Below are 21,913 nucleotides of genomic sequence, written 5' to 3' on the forward strand. Positions count from 1 at the left end.
CGTAGCGTGCGCATCAGGCCGACAGGGGGCGAGGATCCGCCTCCTGCTCGACGCGCACCGGACCGCGGCGGTACAGCGCGGCCCGCCGCGCCGCCGCACGACCTCGGTCGCCGGGAAGCACGATCCCGCGCGCGGTCGCACCGACCAGCTGCGCGGCGCGGGCGAGAGCCCACCCCGCGGCCCCGAAGTGCTTGCGGTAGTACCGCTCCTGGCTCGCGTGGAAATGCCGCTCGCGGCGGGCCGGATCCGTGCTCGTGCCCGCGCCGGCGTGCGTCGCCACCGCCTCCGGCACCACCGCGTGCCGCCATCCGAGCAGGTGCGCGCGGTAGGCCCAGTCGGTCTCCTCGGCGTACAGGAAGAAGCGCTCGTCGAAGCCGCCCACCTGCGCCAGCGCCTCCGCACGCAGCAGCAGCACCGAGCCGATCACGAAGCGCGGCCCGCGGACGAGCCGCCCCAGGCCGACCGCCTCGACCCACGCCCGGCCGGGGGAGGGGAACACCCAGGCGGCCCGTGCCGGCGCTCCCTGCTCGTCGCGCTGCACCGGGCCCACGCTCGCGAGCGCGGGATCCCCCGCGAGCCCGCGGTGCAGCGCGGCGATGCCGTCCGCGCCGATCACGGCGTCCGGATTGAGCAGGAGCACGTCGGCCCCTGGGCGGAGCCGGTCGGCGAGCGCGCGGTTGACTCCCGCGCCGAAGCCCAGGTTCGTCCCCGGATCCAGGTACCTCACGCCGAGTTCTGCGCAGAGGGCAGCGATCTCGGGCAGCGAGGAGTTGTCGACGACCGTGACGGGAAGGTGCCGGACCGGATCCAGGGCGCGACGCAGCATGTCGGGCGCGCCGTACGCCACGACCACCACCTCCAGGTCGCGGGTGCGCGCATCCGCGGATGGGCCCGCGGAGCGCCGCGGGGCGAGCGCCGCGGCGTACATGAGCTCGTACTCGGCGGCGACCGCGGGCCAGGAGCACTCCGCGGCGCGCGCCAGGCCCCGCGCGACCAGCTCCGCGCGGCGCGGGCCGGCCGCCTCCTGCACGGCGGCGACGAGAGCCAGGGCGTCGCCTCGCGGCACGACGATCCCCGCGCCGCCGACCACATCGGGGAGGGCGCCTGCGTCGCTCGACACCACCGGCACGCCGGCGGCCATCGCCTCGACGGCGACGCGGCCGAACTGCTCGGTCCACCGGCGGGTGGGCAGCGAGGGCACCGCGAGCACGTCGATCGACGCGTAGAAGTCGGCCACGCGGTCGGGGTCGATGCCGCCGAGGAACTGCACGCGGTCGGCGACGCCGCGTCGCGCCGCTTCGTCGACGAGGGAGGCGGCGAGGGGGCCGGTGCCGGCGATCCGGGCGTGCAGCGAGGGCGCGGCGGCGAGCGCATCGAGGAGCAGCAGCACGCCCTTCTCCGGCACCAGCCGGCCGAGCAGCCCGACGAGGATCCGGTCCTGCTCCCGCGCGGGGCGCGCCTGCTGGTGGCTGGATCCGGGAGCGACCGGATCCACGCCGAGGGGGATCACCCGCGCTCTTCCCGGGAAGCCCTTGCGCTCGGTGATCGCGGCAGCCTCCGCGTTGCAGGCGGAGATGCCCGCCGCGCCGCGCAGCGATCGCCGCTCGATCCAGCCGAAGGGGAAGGGGTATCGCTTGAGCAGGTTCTGGGCGGTGTAGAGCGTGTACGGGGCTCGCTGCCGGCGCAGCGCCCGCAGCACGAGCGTCTCGGCGGTGCTGAGGGCGAACGGCTCCTCATGGATGTCGATCACATCCCAGCGCTCGCCCAGCGCCCGCCAGAGCGGACGCGGGTCGTAGAGGAACAGCGCGGGGTGCGTTCCCCAGGTGCGCACGCCGTGCACGTCCTCACCCGGTGCCGTCTCGAGCTCGACGGGCACGCCGCCGGCGTCGCTGCGGTTCGCCGTCAGCAGGCGGACGTCGACCCCGCGATCCCGCAAAGCCTGCTCCCGCCCGCGCCAGGCCCGCACCGTCGCACTGTGGGAGATTCGGAGAACCCGCATCGACACCCCCCTGTATCGTTGGGTCAGTTGACGCGATCCCGCGGGCTCGCGTGCCCGTGGAAGAGCCCGGGCGGTGTCGCAGAGAAGCGAACTCCGAACTCATCATAGGAGAGATCTGCTGTCCGATCCCGAGCTGCCGCCGGCCTCCGCACCGAGGGTCGCGCACCTGGCGCACACGACGGTGGCGGGCGGTGCCGAGCTCGGGCTCGCCCGCATGCTGCGTGCGGATGCGCCGTGGCGGGCGAGTGTGTTGCTCCCGCCGGTTCCGGCCGAGGACGGCGCCTTCGCGGGGCTTCCCGCATCGATCCCGATCCACCGGATCGGCGTCGCCCAGCCCCACGGCGCCAGCGGCGCGTCAGCGATGAGCGCGTTCTCCCTGGGGGTGCGCCTGGTCGCGCAGGCGGTCGCGACGCGACGGCACCCCTCGTTCCGGCAAGCCGATCTGATCGTCGCCAACAGCACGCGGGCGGCCGCCTACGGCGCGCTCGCCGCGTTCGGCTCGCGCAAGCGCTTCCTCGTGCACCTGCACGACATCACCGACCGGGAGACTCTGGGCGGGTTCGGTCTGCGGATGATGACGCGGATCGTGCTGCCCCGCGCGGACGGCGTCATCGCGAACTCGCAGGCCACACTGGCCAGCGCCGAACCCTATCTGCGCCCGGACGCGGTGCGCGAGGTGATCGCAGGGGCGTCCGGCCTCACCGGCGCCGCGCGCGGCGCCCGCGAACCGGGTCCGCTCCGAGTCGGCATGCTGGCACGCATCGACCCGTGGAAGGGCCAGCTGCTCCTCCTGGAGGCGTTCGCGCAGGCGTTCCCCGGGGGCGACGAGATCCTGGAGTTCGCGGGCGGAGCGCCGTTCGGGCACGCGGACTTCGCCGTGGAGCTGCGCGATCGGGCCCGCGCACTCGGGATCGCCGACCGGGTGCACCTGCTCGGGCACGTCGAGGACGTCGATCGTCTGCTGCGGCGCTGGGATGTGGGCGTGCAGGCCTCCCTGCGCGCGGAACCGCTCGGATTCAACGTGCTCGAGTACCTGGATGCGGGGCTGGCCACCGTGGTCGCGGCCGAGGGCGGCCCGGTCGAATGGGTGCGGGACGGCGTGAACGGGCTCGTCGTGGCGCCGCGCGACGTCGGCGCGCTCGCCGCAGCGCTCCGCCGGCTCGGCGCCGACGCCGGCCTGCGCTCACGGCTCGGCGACGCCGCCCGGAGCACCCCCGGGCTCGCCACGGACCACGTGGTGGCCCAACAGCACGCGGCGGCGTATCTCCGGGTGATCGCGCAGCGGCGCTGACCCTCCGGCCCGGGCGGCGAGCTGCACCTTGGGCGCGTCGGAAGGGTGCCGTAGGCTTGCGCCGTGTCAGCGGAGGTCGTCGATCAGATCCCGCCGGGTGTGCGCTTGGAGATGTCGCGCGCCGGGGTGCAGGTGATCGCCGACCGGATCGGCGTGCGGCTGCTGCATATCAAGGGCACCATGACGGATCCGGCTCTGCTGGGCCCGCGTTTCGAAGGCACCGACGTCGACGTGATGGCGGATCCCGCGGCCGTCCCCGCGCTGCACCGCGCGCTGGTCCGGCACGGCTGGAGCATCTACAGCACCTTCCGCAACAACTCCTCGTTCGAACACGCTCAGACGTACTTCCACCCCGACTGGGGGCACCTCGACGTGCATCGGCGCTTCCCGGGCATCGGGATCGCCGATGAGCGGGCGTTCGAACTGCTCTGGGTGGACCGCGCCGAGGCGGCTGCTGCCGGGCGGCCGTGCGCCGTGCCGGCGCTCACCGCGCAGGCGGTGCTTCTGACGCTCAACGCCGCACGCGCCGCCGGAATGGGCGACACCGCCGCCCGGGTCTGGGACGCCCTCGATCCCGCCGGACGCAAGGCCTGTCTCGACCTCGTCGACCGGCTGGACGCGCGGGTGGCGTTCGCGGCCGCGCACGGGGAGCTGGAACGCTACGCCCACCGCCGTGAGTACCTGCTGTGGAAGGTGGCGTCGCAGGGCGGCACCCGTACGCAGGACTGGATCGCACGGGTGCGCGCCGCGCGGACGCTGCGCGACCGGATCCGGTTGGTGCTGAGAGCGCCCCTGGTGAACACGGAGCGCCTCACGCACAAGCTCGGCCGGCGTCCGCGGCCGGCCGACATCGTCCGCGAGTTCGCGGCGCGGTCCGCTCGGGGCATCGGCGAGCTCGTCCATGCGGCGAGAACGCGCCGGAAGCGACGGGCGCCCGTGACCGGCGCGCCCGAGCCGACGAGGGCGCAGGACCAATCGGGCGTCGCCGCACAGGCGGTGCCGCGGGGGCGGAAGCGGGGCGAACCGTGATCCGCTATCGGCCGGCCGCGGACGTCGGCGTGATCGACGACGGCACCGCCGTGTACGCAGCCCGGCTGCCGGAGGGCCCCATCGTGGTGCTGGCCGGCACGGCCGCGGTGATCTGGCGCGCCGCCTGCGAGGACGGGGAGGCCGCGCTGGCGGATCGGGTCGCGAGCAGCGTCGACGAGGACGGCGCGACGATCGTCGGCGCCGTCGACGGCTTCGTCGCGGAACTGGTCGCGCGCGGGCTGCTCGAGCGGGCCCCGGGCGAGGTCATCCCACCCGTCTGAGCGCAGAGCCCGCGCGGCGATATCCCCCGGCCCCGCCTTTTCGCAGCAAGGATCCATCGTCGTGATCGTATGCTCTTGACGCGGGGGTCAGTAACGGGGATGGGTGTCAGATGACGGATATCGCGCGAAGGATCCGCGATGCCGAGGCCGCAGGCGACCACGCCGCGGTCGTCCAGCTGCTCGCCACCCGTCCGGTCGAGGCCTGGTTCACGCTGCCGGTGGACGAGCTGACCGCGATCATCGTCGGGCTGCCGGCCGAGGCCGTCCGCGCGAGCGCCGAGGTCGCGCTCGTGGCGCGGATGCTCGCGCCCGAGGGGGCGGAGTCGCTCACCGAGGACAGGGCGCTCTCGCGTTCGCCGCAGCTGCCCTCCCGTCTGCGCCGCTGGCTCGTCGTGACGGACGCCTGGCATGCACGACTGAACGGCGATGTCGCTCGTGCGTACCAGGTGCTGGTCGAGCTGCCGGAGATCGCGGACGCGATCCCCTCGGTGTTCGATCCCACGAACGGCGTCCGGAGCCTGTTCCTCACCGAAGCGGCGGTCACCGCGCTGCTCCTCGGGCGTTTCAAGGAGGCGCTGGGGCTGTACGGGCGGGTGCTGCGCGTCCCTACGCCGTCGTCCCTGCGGTTCTACCTCCGCCAGGCGCACCTGCGCTCAGCGATCATCCATGCTCTGTACGGCGATCCGGTGGCCGGTCGGGCGCACCTCACCGAGGCGCTGTCCACACCCCGCACCGCGAGCTGGATGGAAGCGGAACTCGATCCGGAGCAGGCGCTCGCGGAATGCCTGCTGGACGACCAGGATCCTGCCGGCTCCTTCACCCGGCTGCTGCAGCTCACGTACGGTCCGATGGGGGAGCTGTGGCCGCTGTATCTGCTGGGGCTGCAGCGGCAGGGCGTGCTCGCCGGGCGTCGAGTCGACGTCCGGGAACGCCTCGAATCGCTGATCGCCGCCGGTGTCGGCACGACGGGCACTGCTCTCAACTCGTCCGTGCCGCACGTGCTGCTCGCATTGGAGTGCCTGCTCAGCGGCAACGTGCCCGGAGCCAAGCAGGAGATGAAGAAGGTGCAGGACCGCAGCTGGCCCGCGCTGATCGTCGCCTGCCTGATCGGCATCGCCGCCGGCGCGCCGAAGACGGCGATCCGTGACCTCAACGCGGCGAGGCCGTTGACGAAGGGGCTGCAGCGGGCGGAACGGCAGCGGCGTCTCGTGCTGGGGCTCGCCCACTACCTCAGCGGCGACAGCGTGTCCGCGATGCGCGCCTTGGACCAGCTCGGCGAGCTCAACCGCCAGTCGGGCCCGCACGAGATCGCGGTGCTGCGCATTCTCGCCCCGAGCGTGCTGGAACTGGTCGCCGAGCACATCCCCGAGCTGCTGCCGGAGGCGATGCGAACAGCGCCCCGGGGCGTTCTCGATTCCCCGTCGCTGACCGAGAGCGAACTCGCGGTGCTGGTGCGCCTCGCACAGGGCGAGACGAGGGAGCAGATCGCGAAGGCCCTGTTCCGCTCGCCGAACACGGTGAAGACCCATCAGGCCTCGCTCTATCGCAAGCTCGGGGTCTCCGCTGCCGCCGACGCCGTGCGTCGCGCGGTGCAGGCCGGCTACCTCTGATCCGGACGCGGCACGGTGCGACGCGGTGGCTGCTGCGCCGAGCGGCGCGGGTGACGCCGTGGGTGATTTCTTCTGCCTCCAGCCGTTTCCTCAGATTCCGAGCGTTGAATGGGATTTGTCGGCGACGACCCGAAAGTCGCCGGCGCCGATGTCATCACGTGCGGCCGCGCCGTCGGCGTGCACGGGTGAGCCCCTGGGGAGGGGATCTGTTGAGGGGAAGCCTGCGTTGCTTATGAAGATGAACAGAGACGACCGTCGTGCCCATGAGCGGGTGCGAGCGGGGGACGACGAGTCCGACCCGGTGGTCGAGGACGAGCAGTCCGACGAGGGCTTCCCTCCGCCGGCGCTCCGGCTCGGTGCCGCGTGGCGCCTGCCGGTGATCCTGGCCGCCGCCGAGCTGGATGACGAGGACCGCCCCGACGCGTCGTGATGGCGCGTCCCAACCGGCGTCGCGCATCGGACTCCGGGGGTGTGGGCGTGGCATCGTCGCGTCATCACACCGCCAGAAGGCCGCGATGGATCGCCTCATCAACCGCTGCCGCACGGGTGTTGACGCCGAGCTTGCGGTAGACGGACGCGGTCTGCGTGCTCACCGTGTTACGCGACACGAAGAGGCGCTCGGCGATCTGAGCGAGGGTGAGATGCGTGTGCAGATGATTCAGGATCCGCAGTTCAGCGGGCGTCAGCCCTATGCGTTCGGCGGCGCGTAGGCGCTGGTCGTCGTCGCTCACCTCGACAGCCGTCCGCTCGAGGTTCGCTTCGAGTGCCGCGAGCGCAGCGTGTGCGTCCGTGAGCTGTCCCTCCTCGATGGCGGCACGCGCGCGGCCGACCCGCTTTCGGGCATCACGGAGGAGCTCAGTCAGGGGCTCCTGACGCGATCCTCTCGCGATCTCCACGTTCATGGTTTGCAGAGTATTGGCGTCGCGCTTCACACAAGGGTCGCGAGGTGTGAAGGCCGTGCACGTCACTCCCGGAGTCGCGCTCACCGGTCAGCGCACCTCCACCGTCACCGTTCCGACGTACGCGCCCGTGGCGACCCGGAGCCGCACCGTCCCCGGACGCGACGCCGTGAGAGACAGGGCGGTGGCGACACCGGTCGTATCCGTCTGCGCGGCCTCGAAGCCGTCGGCAAACTCCGCAGGCCCCGCCTGCACCTCGAAGGTCACCATCGCATTCGTCAGCGGCTTGTCGTTCTCCGTCACCCGGACCACGAGCGGGATCCCGTCGCGACCAGGCGTCACCGGGGTGTCAGGTCCGAGGAGGTCGACGCGGATAGCTGTCGGCGCGCCCGGCGCGGGTGTGGCGACCACCGTGCTGGTCTTGTCAGGGGTCACGGTGGCGGAGGACGCGCCTGCCGCGTGGCCCCGGGAGGGCGTTGCTGAGCAGGATGTCGTTGTCAGGGCCGCCGCGAGCAGGATGGCGAGAACGGCGAAGAGCGCGGGCCCGCGCATCTCAGGCGGCGATGGTGATGGAGAGCACCCAGGACTGCGCCCCCACCACGACTGTGACCGAGAACGTGCCGTACGTGCCGAGCGCGTTGAGAATCAGCGTCGCGGCTCCGTTCACGACGCTCGTGCCGAGACCAGAGGGAGTGACGGTGCCTTCATTGTCGGGGCTCCACTCGGCGATCCCGCCGGCGCCCGTCAGCGAAGACACCAGCCCGTCGGTGACGGGGCCGCTCGCATCGGCCACCGAGATGCCCAGCGGCACAGCGTCTCCCGGGGAGACCCCCTCGAAACGCACGCTCAAGGTTCCGGGTGCCACGTCGCCGCTGGTCACGGAGAGGACCATCGTGCCGGAGGCGGCTGCGAGGGGGAGCGCGGCCGCTGCGGCGATGATCGGCACCGACCAGGCGGTCGCTTGGATCACTCTGCGGCGCGAGATCTCGCGGGGGCGCGGCATGGTGTCGTCGAGGCGGGGCGATGTCATGGCTTCAGAGTCCTTCGTTCGCGTCATCGGTGTTCAGCGCGCGTCGTACGTTCCGGTGACGGTCGCGGTCCCCGCGGCACCGGTCAACGTCGCGGACACGGATCCAGCCGGAATGGTCGTCGCATAGGTCTTGATCGTCGCAGTCACGGTGTCACCGCTGGGAACACCGGTGAACGTCTTCGATCCATACTTCGTCTTGATCTGGACGGATGCGGGCGCGCCCGATTGGTTCCAGGCGATGACCGTGAGCACGATCTTGCCGCTGACGACGCTCGAGGTGGCCTGCACGGCGCCCGCCATCGAGGTTGCCGGGGCGTTCACGGTGATCGTCGGCAGCGTCACGGTACCGAGCGAAGTCGTTGCGGTGATCCGGATGCTGCCTGGCGTGCTCGACGACACCGCCGGTACCACAGCGATGCCCGCCGCATTGGTGCGCACATGCACGCTCGTCTCGCCGGCAGCCGTCTGGCCGCCCACGATCGCGAAGGCCACGTCCTCGCCGAGGACGGCATCGCCCGCGACACTCGTCACTTTCACGCCGAACCCGGACACCGACTCGCCCGTCAGCACGGTCTTCGCCGACCCGAGGGCATCCGCGTGCGCGGCTCCGCCCACGGCCGCCAGGTGCACGGTGGAGGTGGAGACGAGTGCGCCGCCCATCGCTGTCGCCCGCCAGTCCACGTCGGCGGCTCCCGCGCCGGCCACCGTGAATGGCGTCGAATACGCCTGCCAGGATCCGCCGGGCAGCCGGTAGTCGACCGGCAGGGCGTCGGCACCCAGCGATGCGCTGAGGGTGATCGTGCGTCCGTCGGTCTTCGCGCCGAGCTGCGGTGCGAGGAACGACGCGCTCAGAGTGTACGAGCCGATCGAACCGTAGGCGGCGGCGTAGTTCGAGGTGTCCTTGCGGGTCACCGTGCTCACGTCGCCGAACCCCGTGCCTTCGACCTGCACGTAGTAGGTGCCGGCGCCAGGCAGCGCGACGCGTCCCGACGCGCTCTCCCCGGTGACGCCCTGTCGGCGGTCTCCTCCGGTCTGGCTCAGGCCCGGGTCGAATGTGCTGATGACGGTGCCGGAGCCGTCCCGCACCGTCAGTAGCACGTCGAGCATCGACTCAGGCTGTCGCACGGCAGTGCTGACGTCGAGCACCCCGGTGGCTGGAGCCGTGACCGCGTAGACGTCCTTGTCGCCGTTGCGCTCGATCAGCCCATCCACCGGCGAGCCGGCGGTGAGGGTCGTCGCGGTGGCGTCGGTGTCGCCGACAGCGTCGGGCTGGTACTGCAGACGGCCGGTGAAGTACGTGTGCTGGTCGACGTAGCGTCTCTGGCTCTCCGGGACGTCGCAGGAGTCGCCGGAGACCGTGTAGACGTCGACGCCGTCGGTTCCGCAATAGCCGCCGCTGAGGTCGGCGCGGCTGTGGTCGTCACGGTAGAAATAGCTCGTGTGCGAGTCGTTGACCGAGGCGTCCGTCATGACGGCGAGATCGTCCTGGGTCGGGTTGGTGGCGTTCGGATAGCCGCCGTTCGACCACCGCACCATCGCGACGTCGTCGGCAGATCCCATCACCGGTGCCCAGAGGCCGCGGTCGGGCGTGAAGTAGACGTCCTTCTGACCCCCGGCCGCAGAGTCGTCGTAGCCGTGGTGGGCGAGACCGAGCGTGTGGCCGATCTCATGTGCTGCGACGTCCGCGATCTGCTTGGCGTTGTTCGGCACCATGCCGCCGTTTGTGACCCACACGTAGTTGTCCGAGGAATCGCCGAAGGTGCCGGAATGGGCGATGCCGTCGGCGTCGTCGGCGTCGTGCATCGTGAGTCCGGTCGCGCCGAGCGACTCAGAGGTGATGACGACGACATCTCCGTAGGTGTCGTCGGTCGCGGAATCCCGGCTCAGCGCATCCTTGCTCGGCCGGGTCGTCGTGAACGTCACGTCGAACGGTGAGAACAGCTCGGCGAGCCGTGCCGCGACCTCGCTGCGCAAGGCTGCGGAATCGCCCTTGGCCTGGTCGAAGTCGATCGGGGTGCCCTTCAGACTCGCGGGGTCGCGGTCGTCATTCCATGGGGTGCCCGTCAAAGCGCCGCCTTGGAACACGAGCCAGACCGTCTTCTTGGCCCCGGGACGCGTGTCGATTCCTCCGCCGATCGGATCTGATTTCGTCGTGATCGCGGGGGCGTTCGGGTCTGGTGCGTATGCCGCATGAACCGGCGACGCGAACCCCAGGAGGGCGACGGTCGCGGCGCAGATCGTGGCGGCGCGAGCGAGCAGGGGGCGTGACAGCATGAGCGTCTCCTGTGGTTCCGAGGCAGAGAGCCCAGGAGCGGGCAAGGCCATCCCCCTGGACCTCACTCATCGTCATGGAGGGCGTGCCGCGGCCACATCACCTTGATCGGGTGAATCGTCCCATTGCGTCCGCAGGATCACACGGTTGAGGTGATGCGGATGGTGATCGGTCTCCGCACACTGAGAATGACGGTTCGACGCTGGGGAAGCTCGACCGTCGGCGGCACGTCCCCGCGTGCCGGCCAAGTGCGGCACGTCCCAGTGTGCCGTCCAAAGGCGGCTGAACCAGCCGCTTTTCGGCTCCCGGGTTGCCCGGCGCGCACACAGGTGCGTCCCAGACGCCAGGCAACCCGGGGCCAACGCTGCGCAAAGGCGGGCTCACGCGTGTGTGACACGAGCGCGCCCGGGGAGGTGCGCAGAGGCGCCCGGTGGGGCAGAGGGGGAATCTTGGGGATGCTGGGGAAGGCGCATGACACTCAGCGGCACGCCGTCGTTTCCGAGGCCGTGGGATGGGATCTCAGGGGAACCCGCGCGACGCGGGTGCTGACGGAGCGTGTCGGCGATGGCACGACGTTCGCCGCGCGCACGTGGAGCACGGCGTTGAGCGCGCGATGGCCTGCGTCGCCCGGGAATGAAGGCTGGCGGATGCTCCTCGTGCTCGACGGTGAAGCTGAGGTCCGCGACCGATTCCGATCCTCGCCGGTGCGAGAAGGGGACCTGCTTCTTGCGAGCGCGGGAACCCTGGATCTCCTCAGCACGAGTCCGGTGGCTGTGATGTCGGCGGCCGGCCTGTGGACCGGGCGCATCGCGAGGGCGTTCGGCATGGTTTCGGACAGCGGTGCCGGATATCGAATACTGCGCCCCTCGAGAGTCGCAATCGCCAGCTTTGCCGCGATCGTCAACCAGGGGATCGCGGGCGGGTTGCAACCGGGCCAGAACGGGTTCTCCGATTACTGGCGTGCCGTCGAGCATGCGGTCGGTTTGCTCGGCCAGTCCGGCGGCAGCTGGATCCCTGAAGGCCTTTCCGCTGCGAACACCGAACTCTATCGGCGGGCGCTGGTCTTCATGGAGCGCAACTACCAGCGTGCGGACCTCTCGATCGCTGAGATCGGTGAGGGCGCCTTCGCCTCCGCGTCGAGCCTGTTTCGGGCATTCGGTGCGGCGGGGACCACGCCGCTGGGCGTCCTGCGTCACATCCGTCTTGCCGCGGTCGGTGAACTCCTCGACCTGCGCGGGGCCGACATCGACGATGCAGTGCTCGCGAGGATGACCGGCTTTTCCTCGGTGCCCTCGATGCTCAGCGCGCTGGGTGCTTCCCGGATGGACGCTTCGCACCGGTTCGTCATGGCAGGATCGCGTGGTTCGGCCCGGATCGAACATCGCAACACCCATGCTGCTCGAAGGCTTGCGTCGGCGACCGCACGTGCCTGACCCGATCGTGCCGTAACCGCAGCACGAGCTTCGCCGTGAGGCCCTAATCTGGGGGGCCATCGTTCGCAGGAATGGGAGATCCGATGGATGAGTCGATGGGCACAGGAACACGGCGCGGCGGCGCAGAGGTGAACGCATTCGCGGCGGCGATCACGTCTGCCCTGTCCCACGCGGGTGTGGGACTCACTGAGCTCCGCGACCGTCTGACGGCGAAGGGCCACCCGATCTCGTTGACGACGTTGTCGTACTGGAGGTCGGGTCAGCGCCTTCCCGAACGCCCGTCATCGCTCGAAGCGCTGCCGGCAGTGGAAGCGATACTCGGACTGGCGCCGGGGGCGCTCGCCCGTCTGGTGCCGGGCTCTGCGGCCCGCCGGATCGGTCATGTCGAGCGATTCGACCGGATCATGGCGCCTCCCGTGATCGAACCGAAGGACGAGACGACATTCCTCGGAGAGAGCGACGTCTCCCGGGTGTCGACCCAGGTGACCATCGATGTGGGCCGCCACCGCCAGGTCGACAAGTACACCGTCCGCCGGCTGTTCGTCGCCAATCGCGACGGTGCGGACGGGGTGACCGTCTTCCTCGGCACCGATGAAGAATCAGGCGCGGAAGCGTTCCAATTCCGGGCGATTGCGGGTTGCACCATTGAGGAGATGGTGCAACCCGCCAAGAACGTCCGTCGTGTGCGGCTGCTGTTTCCGCGCCCTCTGCGGCTCGGTGAATCGGCGCTCACGGAAGTCGAGATCACGCATTCCGACGAGTACGACCTCGGCCTGGTGGATGACTACTCCATCCTCGCCGAGCAGCGGCTCGAGGAAGCGCTGGTGTGGGTGAACTTCGACCCGGAATCGGTGCCGGCCAAATGCTGGATGTACTTCGAGGAGCGCGGGCTCAAGCACGAATGGCCGGTGGATCTGACCGACACCGCCGGCGTGCACCAGCGCCAGCGTGACTTCGGGCCCGGAGAGGTCGGCATTCGCTGGGAGTGGTGACGCGAGCGTGCTCTCAGCCGGCGGTCGTCGCGGGGGTGTCCGGCTCGCCGGCGCGCAACGAGCGTCGCAGTGCCCGCGCGGTGGCGAAACCCGATGCCGCTGCGGCGTCGGCGATCTCCGTCGGCGTCGGTAGAGGCGGCAGCAGACGCAGCGCGTGGTCTACGCGGACACGCTGCAGCACGCGTTTCGGCGTCGTCCCCTCATTGGCGAATGCTTGATGCAGCCACGGCTTGGAGACGCTCAGGCTCTCGGCGAGGTCTGCGACGGTGAACTCCGGATCCGAGTACTGCTGCTCAATGAGCGCCACTGCCCGTTCATACAGCGTCGCGGGGCTGCGGACGACACGGAGATCGTCCAAGGCGCTGTTGAGCAACGCTGACATCGCGGCGTCGATCGACGCGAGCCACGCGGTGTAGCCGAGGTCCGACTCTCCGATGCGCTCCTGGAAGGCCGTGTTCACGATAGCGGCGAGGACGGCTTGGAAGCGCGCGGGCGGACGGAAGGACAGCGGCACGTCCTCGGCGCGTACGCCGCTGGGAAGGATCGCGTTCCAGGCGCGGCTGAGGTGTATCGCTGCGACGGACACGGGCACGTCCACCTCGGTCTCCAGGCGAGCGTCATGGATCATCAGAACCCCGGGCTCGAAAGGAACCTGAGCCTGACCGATCGAGCGCTGACCATTGCCCTCGACGACGAGCATGGCTGAGAAGCACTCGTCGGTCATGCATGACGCCTCGGTGTGAGCGCGCAAAGGGGTGTGCCACATGCGGGCAAGCACGAATCCGCTGCCCGTGAGCACATCGCCGCCCGCACGAAACGGCGCGTACGCCTCATCGAGCACCCAGCCGAGTTCGGCGAACACCGAGGGAGCGCCCGGATCGTGGGTGTCGAGGTCGAAGTGTGAGCGCATGTCGTGTCGGGCTCGCGCCGCTGCTCCTTGATCGCGGTAGGGGAGAGGGACCACAAGGATGCCATGGAATGCGTGCCAGCACCCGGTAGTCCAGACCGTCGCCGATGCACGTCTGACCGAAAAGTAAAGCCGAGGCTCCGCAGACTCTCGATTCACGATTCTGGTTCGATCGCGCCGCATCGGCGAATGAAGGATTGCCGATGCAGGACGATCAGCCGACCCGAGGCTCCTGCACTGGGGATAGCGCCGTCGTGGCGTTCTTCGACGTGAGTGGATCCACCTCTCACGTCGTCGCCACCCCATTGACGCAAGAAGAGGGGAAAGGAAATGTCGGAGAAACGCCATACCGCGGGAATCAGCCGCCGCACGATCGTCAAGGGGGCTGCCTGGAGCGTGCCGATCATCGCGGCTGCCGCAGCGGTACCGGCCCACGCAGCCTCGACGGCGCAGAAGGCGCAGATGTCGAATGCGCTCTACAGCTGCAATAACGGCACGTGGACGTTCTCGTTCACTCCCAGCGCGGGAGTGAACGTCACCGGCGTCAGTCTGACGACGGAGTGGTCGACGGGCACGGTGGAGGCCGTGCTGAAGGGGAGCAAGGGCAACTACGAGTTCAAGCCCAACGGCAGCCAGCAGCACTATTCGACACCCGGCGGCGCCTGTGCACTGGACACTCTCAAAGCGGAGAACACGATCTTCTCCGTGTCGCTGAGCGACGGGACGACGGAGACGATCTACGCCGCACAGTACTCGGGGCCGTTCAGGGCGAACAACCCCCAGAACTGTGGAACGTGCGCCTGAGTCACCCGCGATGAACGTATCGATCGACAGACGGCGGGAGATCGTCGTTCCCGACGTCGGCACGCTGATCGTCGATCCGGCCTCGGGGGCGCGAGTCGATCGCGCCCCCGGGGCGGTCCCCGCGCAGGTCGACGGCCTGCTGCGCGGCTCCGGGCGTGCGCTGCACCTGCAGCTTCAGGAGGTCCTGCCTCTTCACGTCTCCGCGGTGGTCCGCGCCGGATTCGCCCTCGGTCTGGTCGGCGCTCCTGGCGCAGGCAAGTCGAGCATTGCCGCAGCCATGACGGGGCGCGGATGGAGATACGTATCCGATGACATCGCGGCTCTCACCTGGTCGGACTCAGGAACGCCTCAGTTGGAGCCGGAGCCTGCGATGGTCACGCTGTGGGGCGGCAGCGCACGAGAGCTTGGCTGGGACGCCGACGAGGCGCACCGGATCCTGCCCGGCGCAGACAAGTTCGCTTACGAGCGCCCGCACCTGTTCGTCGCGGAGCCCAGCCCGCTCCGCGCGATCTACATCGTCGACCCTCGACCCGCGACGACGAGCGAGTTCTCGACGCTCGGCGGAAAAGAGCGCTTCGACGCGCTCATGCACGGCGCCACGTACAACAGCGATCTCATCGATACGCCCGCGGGCCGTGCCTGGCATTTCGACGAGATCGTCCGTCTCGCACAGCGTGTGCCGGTGTTCCGCTTTCGCTGGATGCCACAGACGTCGCTCCGTGCGCGCGCGGCTGCCGTTGAGCGCCACTGCATGCGTCTCCGTTGACAAGTCCTCTCACACGGGAGCCCTCTATGGCCTGGACAGAATCGACCACAGTCCGACGCGTGGCGTCGATCCGCTCAGGCACGGTGGATGAGGAGCTCATCCTGTTCTCGATCGAGACGGGAGTCTCCCACGCACTGGCGGGAACCGGGATCTGGATCTGGAATGCGATCGGCACGAGGGCACGAGTCGGGGACGTGATCCGGCGGGCGACCGAGGAGTTCGGCGTGCCTCGCGACGTCTGCGCTCCGGACATCGTCGCCGCGATGGCGTCGCTGGAAGAGCTCGGCTTGATCGCGCAGGATGGTGCCGCCTCGCGCTCCTGATCCCTGTCCATGAGTGGACGCGGCCGACCGCGGTTGCCAGCATCTTCACAATCCTGACCGGCGTCCTGTCTTCCGTCCGCGGCACAGCACTTGACGGTCTGCCCCACCGCTGCCGTCCGGAGTGCGATAGCGTGCACACCGTGACGGGGGGAGCTGCATGACGGTGAACCGAGGTGGGCGCCTGGTGGTGCCCGACGTCCTGCGCGGGATCGCGATCGTGGCCATGCTGCTGGCTCACGCCACTCCGTTCCTGCCGCAGATCCCCGGGCTCGCGCGATTCGTCCTCGGCAACATCAACGACCTGGCCTCACCGCTGTTCGCCCTGGTGATGGGCATGTCGGCGCAGCTCGTGTGGAACGGCTCGCGTCGCGTCCGCACCACGCTGTTGCAGCAGGCGATCCGCGGACTGCTGCTCATCGTGCTCGGGCTGTGGATGGCGACATGGGGCTCGTGGGTCGTGATCGTGCTCTGCCAGCTCGGTCTGCTGCTTCTCATCGGAGCGCCGTTGCTGCTGCTGCCGACGCGGGTGCTGGCGATCGTCCTGGCCGCCGCCGTCGTGATCGGCGCCCCGCTCAACGAGCTCGCCCGCGCCCATGTCGCCGAGATCCTGACGTCGAACGACGTCGTGCGGCACCTCGCGGACTGGACGGTGCTCGGGCACTCGTACCGCGTGTCGAACCTGCTGCCCTTCTTCCTGCTTGGGGCGCTCCTGTTGCGCGGCGGCCTGCAGCGCAACCGCGCGATGTGGCTGATGCTCGCCACTGCGCCCGTCGCGTACGTCGTGAAGCCGCTGCTGGAGAAGGTGCTGCACCTGCCCGCCTTCGTTTCGGGCAGCTACCCGGACACCCTGCACGACATCGGACTCGTGTTCGCGATGTACGCCGTCGTCGTGCTCATCGCGACGACGCGGACGGAACGACGCGCCGTCGGGGCGGTCTTCGCGCCGCTGCGGATCTGGGGGCAGCTCGCTCTCAGCCTCTACCTGCTGCACGTCGGCGTCGTCTCGCTCTGGGCGCGCGCGACCGGCTATCCCAGCGAGAACAACCTCGTGGGCTGGGCGAGCGTCGTCGTGCTGCCGCTGGTCGCCGCCGTGCTGTGGTGGCGATTCGTGGGCACCGGCCCGGTCGAATGGCTGATGGGCGCCGCCTCGGGCCGCCCGAAGCCGCTGCTGCGGCCCGGGGGCACGTCCGTCAGAGTCCCGACCACCGGTTGATCGGCCACAGGATCACGACAGCTCTGCCGACGATCTCGTCGGCGCGGGCCCAGCGCCAGCAGCCGGCGTCCGGTGTCGTCGTCCCCCGGCATCGCACCGCGCCGTCGGACGAGCTGGAGCGGTGGTCGCCCATCACGAGGTAGGAGCCGCTGGGCACGGTTACTTCGGGGAGGCAGCGCGTCGACGCCGGTGTCGTGGTGCAGTCCAGGGAGCCGGGCCGGAACGCGAAGTCCTGGTAGACGTAGGGCTCGTCCAGCGGCTTGTCGTCGACGATCAGCCGTCCGTCCGCCGAACAGCACTTCACGGTCTGCCCGGGCCCCGCGATCACCCGCTTGATCAGTGTGTGCGGGCCCGACGGGCCGAAGCCGGACACCTCGCCGAGCCAGCGCAGTGCCGCCTTGAGCGGGTTCTCCGGTGCGCGGGCACCGCCATCCCACGTCTCGTCCGCATCGAAGACGACGACGTCGCCGGTATGCGGGGTGGCCCCTCCCGTGTACGCCAGCCGGTTCACCAGCACGCGGTCGCCGACCTCCAGGGTCTGCTCCATGGATCCCGACGGCACCCAGTACGGCTTCGCGACGAACGACAGGATGAGCCCGAAGACGACGAACGCCGCGCACAGCTGGAAGAGGAAGCTGCCGGTGATCCGCCGCCAGAGCGGACGCCTCGGCGCGGGGCCCGGTGCCGCCGTGTCGGATGCCATGCGTCCATCATGCCCTGGACGGAGGGCAGAGACCGGAACGAGGGACCGGATCCTTCATCCGGCGCTTTCATCGTTTCGGCGACGCGTTTGCACGTTCTGACGACGTGGACCTGCGAGGACCCGGGACGTGTCGACAGTGTCGGAGTGCGGTCACGAGCCGGTGAACGAAGGGCCTCGGATCGTTCCGAACGTACACGCCACTGCTGGGGGGGACGCATGTCCGAGATCGACACCACCGCGCGGGTCGCCCGCCGCACCGTTCTGAAGGGCGCCGCCTGGTCGGTGCCCGTCGTCGCCGCCGCGGTCGCGACCCCGCTGGCCGCAGCGAGCACGAACCCGCCGTGCCCGACGTGCTACACGTCCGGCATCGTCCAGGTCTTGGGCCTTCCGATCATCGGGGCGTGGACCTCCCAGGCCGTCGTCCTCGGCAACACCGCGGCGATCCTGCTCGCGCCGGCGTTCGGCCTCGACACCTCCGCGTGTTCCAACACCGGGTTCCTCTCCGCGTACACCTACACCTTCACGAGCGCGGCCCTGACGATGAGTGCGGGAAACGGCGTTCCCGTGAAGACCTATACGCAGACCCTGACGAATCTCGTCGGCGCGGGAACGCTGGGTCTCGTCGACGTCCTGACCGCGATCCCCGCGTTCACCGGGGTGTCGATGCCCAACGGAGGCGGGCTCGGCTACACGCCCGCCCCCACGCACCTCCAGATCTGCATGGACGTCTTCCTCACGATCGACCTCGGCGCCGGGGCGCCGGGAAGCTCGGTCACGTGCTCCCTGTGCTTCGACTGGGATCTTCACGGCGTGGGCACGGGCATCGTCACCCTCGGCGCCGGCACGGTCAACTTCACCGGCACCGCCACACCGGCCTGACCTCCCCTGGACAGCACGGGTCGCTCCCGCCCCGGGCGGCCCGTGCTGTCGCGTCCCGGAAGACGCTTCCGGTAGCATCGAAGGGCCGTTGACTGTCGCCCTCGCAGGGTGAGCCGAGCGAGGGGGAACCGCCTACATGGATCTGCGTGAGTATCTTCGGGTCTTCCGGGCGCACTGGCTCGGGATGGTTCTCATCACGCTCCTCGGCGTCGCCGTCGCTTTCGGCTGGACGCTCCTGCAGCCGAAGGTCTACACGGCCGACGCCTCCGCGATCGTCCAGGCGACGACCGCGAACGACACCGGCGACAGCAGCCTGAGCGCCGCGATGCTCGGAAACTCGCTGACCTCGGGGCGCGTCAAGACGTACGTCGCACTGGGCCAGTCCCGTGCGGTGGCCGACGGCGTGATCAAGGACCTGGGGCTCGACACCAGCGCGGATCAGCTCGTGAAGCAGGTGAGCGTCGCCAACACCGTCGACACCACCACGCTCAAGGTCACGGCCGAGGCGTCCTCGCCCGAGAAGGCCCGCGACATCGCCGAGGCCTGGGTGCGCTCCATGGGTGCAGAGGTCAACCGCCTCGAGACCACGGACCCGGCCAAGAAGGGTGCGGTCTTCCTCAGCCCGATCGACTCCGCGCGTCTGCCGGACGCGCCGTCGTCGCCGAACACCAAGCTCGCGCTCGCCCTCGGAGCGCTGATCGGCCTCGCGATCGCCGTCGGCTACGGTCTGCTGCGCTACACCCTCGATCGCCGGATCCGTTCGGTCGAGCAGGTGGAGCGCGAGACCGGCAAGCCGGTCGTCGGCACGATCCCGGAGGAGAAGACGTTCACCGCGGACAACCGGCTGCTGCCGTTCGACGGCGGCACCAGCCGCGGCAGCGACAGTGCGCACCTGTTCGGCATCGGCGAGGCCATGCGCGAGCTGCGCACCAACCTGCAGTACATGGATGTCGACAACCCGCCGCGCATCATCGTGGTCACCAGTCCGCTGCCCGGCGACGGCAAGTCGACGATCTCCTCGAACCTCGCGGTCACGCTGGCTTCCAGCGGTCAGCCCGTCGTGCTCATCGACGGCGACCTGCGCCGCCCCATGATCGACACCGTGTTCGGCCTGCCCAAGGGCGCCGGCATCTCCGACGTGCTCGCCGGGCGTGCGACGATCGCCGAGGTCGCGCAGCGCTTCGGCAACGGGCAGCTGCTGGTGGTCGCGGCGGGCAAGGTGCCGCCGAACCCCAGCGAGGTGCTGGGATCCGCGCGCATGCGCGAACTGCTGAAGTCGATCGCGCGCGAAGCCATCGTCATCGTCGACGCCCCGCCGCTGATCCCCGTCACGGACGCCGCGGTGCTCGCGCACAGCGCCGATGGGGCGATCATCGTCGGCACGGTCGGCAAGACCACCTACGAGGTGCTCGGCAAGGCCATCGGCAACCTCGAGCGCGCCGGGGCCCGTGCCCTCGGCCTCGTGCTGAACAAGGTGCCGCGGCGTGGCAGCGGCGCCGCCTACTACGGCTACCAGTACCACGGCGACTACTACCGCAGCGACGAGCAGGAGCTGCCATCGGGTGCGGTGCGCGAGGGCGGCCCCCGCCGGCGAGGAGAGTCGGAGGCGGCGTGATGACCTCCGACGCGACCGCGCCGGAGGGGACCCGGCACGCTCCGCTCGACGTCAGCGCTCTCGGCGTGCGGATCCGGCTGGCCTTCGCCGACGGCATCGCCGCGGACACGGTCAGCGCGATCCGTGCCTCCTGGGAAGGCGCACGCCTGCCGTACGACGCCGCAAGCGACCCGGCCGCGGTGGTCCCAGTTTCGGCCGGCATCGAGCCGGACGCCCTCGCAGAGTCGCTCACCATGCAGGTCACGCTCGCCGCACTCAACGCGCGCAGCGGCGAGCTGCTCATGTTCCACGCCTGCGGTGTCGCGGATGAGAAGGGCCGGGTCGCGGCCTTCGTCGGCCCGTCCGGCCGCGGGAAGACCACGCTCAGCCGCGCGCTCGGATCCGCCTACGGCTACGTCTCCGACGAGACGATCGCTTTCGATCCGGCGCTCACCGTGCAGCCCTATCGCAAGCCGCTCTCCGTGGTGCGCGACGGCCGGCCGAAGGAACAGGTCTCTCCGTCCGCGGCGAGCCTGCAGCCCCTGCCGGATGCGCCCCTGACCGCGGCCGCCCTGGTCCTGATCACCCGCGACGCGGAGCACGCCGCGCCGAGCATCGAGCAGGTGCCGTTCCCCGAAGCGATCGCCGAGCTGGCCCCGCAGATGAGCTATCTCGCCGAGCTGCCGGCGCCGTTGCAGACCGTGGCCGCGGTCTGCGATCGCCTCGGAGGCGTCGTCCGGCTGACCTATCCCGATGCGTCCACCGTGCCGCCGATCCTGCCGCAGCTGCTGGACCACGCACGCGTGCACGAAGCCTGGGAGCCCGCCATCGCCGCGGGGGAGAACCCGGACTTCGACCTTTCCGAGGTGCGCGATGCCATCCGGTGCGGCGATCGCGTCGTCGTGCTCGCGCAGCGGTGGGTGCATGTGCTGGACGGGATCGCGCCGAGGATCTGGGACTCGCTGCGTGCCGGCCGCTCCGTCGACGGAATCGTCGCCGACGTCGTCGCGGAGTTCGGGGTGCCCGAGCACGGCGATCCGCGGGACCTGGTCGAGGCAGCGGTGTCGGAGCTCGTCGACGCCGGGGTGCTGCGCCGGCGCTGAGCCCAGCGCACAGCGCCGTGAGCCCGTGCGAACCGTGTCGTGAGCCCGTGCGAACAGCGCCGGCCTCGGTCGTCAGCGGACGGGGCGGATCTTCGTCGGCGACGGCAGGCCTTCCGCCCGCAGCGCGCGGCGCAGCTGCAGGCCGCTCGTGAAGCCGGAGTGCGCGGCGATCTCCTCGATCGTCAGCACTTCGTAGTCGGGGTTGCGCAGGAGGGACTCTGCGAGTTCGACGCGCAGCCGTCGCAGCGCGTCCCCCGGGGTGGTGCCGAGCTTGGCGAAGGCCCTCTGCAGGTGGCGCAACGACACATGCAGCTCGCCGGCGAGCTCCGCGATCGTGAACTGCGGATCCTCCCGGTGCAGCAGCATGGTGGAACGCGCGCGATCGGCCAGCGGAGCCTGACCGCGCTCGGGGAGGTCGCCCGCAAGCACCTCCAGCAGGGCGCCGAACACCATCTCGGCGAGCAGACGCTCGATCGCGTACCGCGAGATGGATGTGGTGTCCTCCGCGTTGCGGGCGATCGCCAGTGTGAACGCGCGGAACGCCAGCACCATCGGCGTCGGCTGGAGGATGAGCGGTCGCAGCGGAGTGTCATGGATGAGCTCGCGGAGGGTGTCGACCGGCACCCACACCGCGATCACCTCGCTCGAGCGACTCCACTCGATGCTCTCCGCGTGAGGCGGGACGAATCGTGCGACCGGAGGCGCGGATCCGTCGGAGTTCTCACCGGTCGCGAACAGCACGGCGACGTGGGGATCCTCGGCCACCTCGCGCCATGTCCACCGTT

Annotated in this window: 22 protein-coding genes; 14 read left to right on the top strand and 8 right to left on the bottom strand. The window is 70.2% G+C overall.

The window, feature by feature from the left end:
- Window positions 1–13: 13 nt before the first annotated feature.
- The gene (locus AERO9AM_RS03535) at window positions 14–1,936 is read right to left on the bottom strand and encodes a glycosyltransferase (protein WP_236602463.1); all 1,923 of its coding nucleotides are present in this window, start codon (window positions 1,934–1,936) and stop codon (window positions 14–16) included.
- 244 nt (window positions 1,937–2,180) lie between these two features.
- Between AERO9AM_RS03535 and AERO9AM_RS03540 the strand changes: the two genes are divergently transcribed.
- The 5 genes from AERO9AM_RS03540 (at window position 2,181) to AERO9AM_RS03560 (ending at window position 6,640) form a co-directional block, all read left to right on the top strand.
- A complete protein-coding gene (locus AERO9AM_RS03540) occupies window positions 2,181–3,290 on the top strand; it encodes a glycosyltransferase family 4 protein (RefSeq protein WP_159574917.1) in 1,110 nt (369 codons plus the stop codon).
- 63 nt (window positions 3,291–3,353) lie between these two features.
- On the top strand, window positions 3,354–4,319 hold the full coding sequence (locus AERO9AM_RS03545; RefSeq protein ID WP_159574918.1) for a 2-nitropropane dioxygenase: 966 nt from the start codon (window positions 3,354–3,356) through the stop codon (window positions 4,317–4,319).
- The gene (locus AERO9AM_RS03550; RefSeq protein ID WP_159574919.1) at window positions 4,316–4,600 is read left to right on the top strand and encodes a PqqD family protein; all 285 of its coding nucleotides are present in this window, start codon (window positions 4,316–4,318) and stop codon (window positions 4,598–4,600) included. The genes AERO9AM_RS03545 and AERO9AM_RS03550 overlap by 4 nt, the downstream gene beginning before the upstream one ends.
- 110 nt (window positions 4,601–4,710) lie before the next feature.
- Complete coding sequence (locus AERO9AM_RS03555) at window positions 4,711–6,210, top strand: helix-turn-helix transcriptional regulator (protein WP_159574920.1); 1,500 nt, start codon at window positions 4,711–4,713, stop codon at window positions 6,208–6,210.
- A gap of 238 nt (window positions 6,211–6,448) precedes the next feature.
- Entirely contained in the window at window positions 6,449–6,640 is a 192-nt protein-coding gene (locus AERO9AM_RS03560) for a hypothetical protein (RefSeq protein WP_159574921.1), read from the top strand.
- A gap of 64 nt (window positions 6,641–6,704) precedes the next feature.
- On the opposite strand, the gene AERO9AM_RS03565 is transcribed toward AERO9AM_RS03560, so the two are convergent.
- The 4 genes from AERO9AM_RS03565 to AERO9AM_RS03580 form a co-directional block, all read right to left on the bottom strand.
- On the bottom strand, window positions 6,705–7,112 hold the full coding sequence (locus tag AERO9AM_RS03565) for a response regulator transcription factor (RefSeq protein WP_159574922.1): 408 nt from the start codon (window positions 7,110–7,112) through the stop codon (window positions 6,705–6,707).
- A gap of 87 nt (window positions 7,113–7,199) precedes the next feature.
- Window positions 7,200–7,544, bottom strand: a complete 345-nt coding sequence (locus AERO9AM_RS03570) for a hypothetical protein (RefSeq protein WP_159574923.1) — start codon at window positions 7,542–7,544, stop codon at window positions 7,200–7,202.
- Window positions 7,545–7,662: 118 nt separating this feature from the next.
- Entirely contained in the window at window positions 7,663–8,139 is a 477-nt protein-coding gene (locus tag AERO9AM_RS03575) for a hypothetical protein (RefSeq protein ID WP_159574924.1), read from the bottom strand.
- 33 nt (window positions 8,140–8,172) lie between these two features.
- Window positions 8,173–10,413: a pre-peptidase C-terminal domain-containing protein gene (locus tag AERO9AM_RS03580; protein WP_159574925.1), complete on the bottom strand. Its 2,241-nt coding sequence runs from the start codon at window positions 10,411–10,413 to the stop codon at window positions 8,173–8,175.
- 645 nt (window positions 10,414–11,058) lie between these two features.
- Here AERO9AM_RS03580 and AERO9AM_RS03585 point away from each other — a divergent pair.
- The gene (locus AERO9AM_RS03585; protein WP_159574926.1) at window positions 11,059–11,844 is read left to right on the top strand and encodes a hypothetical protein; all 786 of its coding nucleotides are present in this window, start codon (window positions 11,059–11,061) and stop codon (window positions 11,842–11,844) included.
- 83 nt (window positions 11,845–11,927) lie between these two features.
- Window positions 11,928–12,836, top strand: coding sequence for a hypothetical protein (locus AERO9AM_RS03590; protein WP_159574927.1), 909 nt, complete (start codon window positions 11,928–11,930; stop codon window positions 12,834–12,836).
- A gap of 13 nt (window positions 12,837–12,849) precedes the next feature.
- Here AERO9AM_RS03590 and AERO9AM_RS03595 read toward each other — a convergent pair whose 3' ends face one another.
- Window positions 12,850–13,698, bottom strand: a complete 849-nt coding sequence (locus AERO9AM_RS03595; RefSeq protein WP_159574928.1) for a helix-turn-helix domain-containing protein — start codon at window positions 13,696–13,698, stop codon at window positions 12,850–12,852.
- A 375-nt stretch (window positions 13,699–14,073) separates the two neighbouring features.
- Between AERO9AM_RS03595 and AERO9AM_RS03600 the strand changes: the two genes are divergently transcribed.
- From AERO9AM_RS03600 to AERO9AM_RS03615, 4 genes are all read left to right on the top strand, one after another.
- Window positions 14,074–14,547: a hypothetical protein gene (locus AERO9AM_RS03600; protein WP_201298571.1), complete on the top strand. Its 474-nt coding sequence runs from the start codon at window positions 14,074–14,076 to the stop codon at window positions 14,545–14,547.
- A 10-nt stretch (window positions 14,548–14,557) separates the two neighbouring features.
- Complete coding sequence (locus AERO9AM_RS03605) at window positions 14,558–15,313, top strand: hypothetical protein (RefSeq protein WP_159574929.1); 756 nt, start codon at window positions 14,558–14,560, stop codon at window positions 15,311–15,313.
- A 59-nt stretch (window positions 15,314–15,372) separates the two neighbouring features.
- Window positions 15,373–15,636: a PqqD family protein gene (locus AERO9AM_RS03610; RefSeq protein WP_159574930.1), complete on the top strand. Its 264-nt coding sequence runs from the start codon at window positions 15,373–15,375 to the stop codon at window positions 15,634–15,636.
- 157 nt (window positions 15,637–15,793) lie between these two features.
- A complete protein-coding gene (locus AERO9AM_RS03615; RefSeq protein ID WP_159574931.1) occupies window positions 15,794–16,849 on the top strand; it encodes a heparan-alpha-glucosaminide N-acetyltransferase domain-containing protein in 1,056 nt (351 codons plus the stop codon).
- Here AERO9AM_RS03615 and lepB read toward each other — a convergent pair.
- Window positions 16,827–17,552 (bottom strand): signal peptidase I, encoded by a 726-nt coding sequence (lepB, locus tag AERO9AM_RS03620; RefSeq protein WP_159574932.1) that lies wholly within the window; start codon window positions 17,550–17,552, stop codon window positions 16,827–16,829. The genes AERO9AM_RS03615 and lepB overlap by 23 nt on opposite strands.
- A gap of 216 nt (window positions 17,553–17,768) precedes the next feature.
- Here lepB and AERO9AM_RS03625 point away from each other — a divergent pair, with 216 nt between their 5' ends.
- The 3 genes from AERO9AM_RS03625 to AERO9AM_RS03635 all read left to right on the top strand — a co-directional run bounded on the left by AERO9AM_RS03625 (window position 17,769) and on the right by AERO9AM_RS03635 (window position 21,128).
- A complete protein-coding gene (locus AERO9AM_RS03625) occupies window positions 17,769–18,431 on the top strand; it encodes a hypothetical protein (protein ID WP_159574933.1) in 663 nt (220 codons plus the stop codon).
- A gap of 136 nt (window positions 18,432–18,567) precedes the next feature.
- Entirely contained in the window at window positions 18,568–20,046 is a 1,479-nt protein-coding gene (locus AERO9AM_RS03630) for a polysaccharide biosynthesis tyrosine autokinase (RefSeq protein WP_159574934.1), read from the top strand.
- Entirely contained in the window at window positions 20,046–21,128 is a 1,083-nt protein-coding gene (locus AERO9AM_RS03635) for a PqqD family protein (protein WP_159574935.1), read from the top strand. The genes AERO9AM_RS03630 and AERO9AM_RS03635 overlap by 1 nt, the downstream gene beginning before the upstream one ends.
- A gap of 72 nt (window positions 21,129–21,200) precedes the next feature.
- On the opposite strand, the gene AERO9AM_RS03640 is transcribed toward AERO9AM_RS03635, so the two are convergent.
- The gene (locus tag AERO9AM_RS03640) at window positions 21,201–21,893 is read right to left on the bottom strand and encodes a helix-turn-helix domain-containing protein (RefSeq protein ID WP_159574936.1); all 693 of its coding nucleotides are present in this window, start codon (window positions 21,891–21,893) and stop codon (window positions 21,201–21,203) included.
- Window positions 21,894–21,913 lie beyond the last annotated feature (20 nt).

The sequence above is a fragment of the Microbacterium sp. 8M genome (assembly GCF_902506375.1).
Taxonomy (GTDB): Bacteria; Actinomycetota; Actinomycetes; order Actinomycetales; family Microbacteriaceae; genus Microbacterium.

Bases quoted from the DNA above. Each gene is read 5' to 3' on its own strand.
- AERO9AM_RS03565 (WP_159574922.1), bottom strand. From the start codon at position 7,112: ATGAACGTGGAGATCGCGAGAGGATCGCGTCAGGAGCCCCTGACTGAG.
- AERO9AM_RS03615 (WP_159574931.1), top strand. From the start codon at position 15,794: ATGACGGTGAACCGAGGTGGGCGCCTGGTGGTGCCCGACGTCCTGCGC.
- AERO9AM_RS03630 (WP_159574934.1), top strand. From the start codon at position 18,568: ATGGATCTGCGTGAGTATCTTCGGGTCTTCCGGGCGCACTGGCTCGGG.
- AERO9AM_RS03580 (WP_159574925.1), bottom strand. From the start codon at position 10,413: ATGCTGTCACGCCCCCTGCTCGCTCGCGCCGCCACGATCTGCGCCGCG.
- AERO9AM_RS03635 (WP_159574935.1), top strand. From the start codon at position 20,046: ATGACCTCCGACGCGACCGCGCCGGAGGGGACCCGGCACGCTCCGCTC.
- AERO9AM_RS03585 (WP_159574926.1), top strand. From the start codon at position 11,059: ATGCTCCTCGTGCTCGACGGTGAAGCTGAGGTCCGCGACCGATTCCGA.
- AERO9AM_RS03605 (WP_159574929.1), top strand. From the start codon at position 14,558: ATGAACGTATCGATCGACAGACGGCGGGAGATCGTCGTTCCCGACGTC.
- AERO9AM_RS03590 (WP_159574927.1), top strand. From the start codon at position 11,928: ATGGATGAGTCGATGGGCACAGGAACACGGCGCGGCGGCGCAGAGGTG.
- AERO9AM_RS03575 (WP_159574924.1), bottom strand. From the start codon at position 8,139: ATGACATCGCCCCGCCTCGACGACACCATGCCGCGCCCCCGCGAGATC.
- AERO9AM_RS03560 (WP_159574921.1), top strand. From the start codon at position 6,449: ATGAACAGAGACGACCGTCGTGCCCATGAGCGGGTGCGAGCGGGGGAC.
- AERO9AM_RS03600 (WP_201298571.1), top strand. From the start codon at position 14,074: ATGTCGGAGAAACGCCATACCGCGGGAATCAGCCGCCGCACGATCGTC.
- AERO9AM_RS03625 (WP_159574933.1), top strand. From the start codon at position 17,769: ATGTCCGAGATCGACACCACCGCGCGGGTCGCCCGCCGCACCGTTCTG.
- lepB (WP_159574932.1), bottom strand. From the start codon at position 17,552: ATGGCATCCGACACGGCGGCACCGGGCCCCGCGCCGAGGCGTCCGCTC.
- AERO9AM_RS03555 (WP_159574920.1), top strand. From the start codon at position 4,711: ATGACGGATATCGCGCGAAGGATCCGCGATGCCGAGGCCGCAGGCGAC.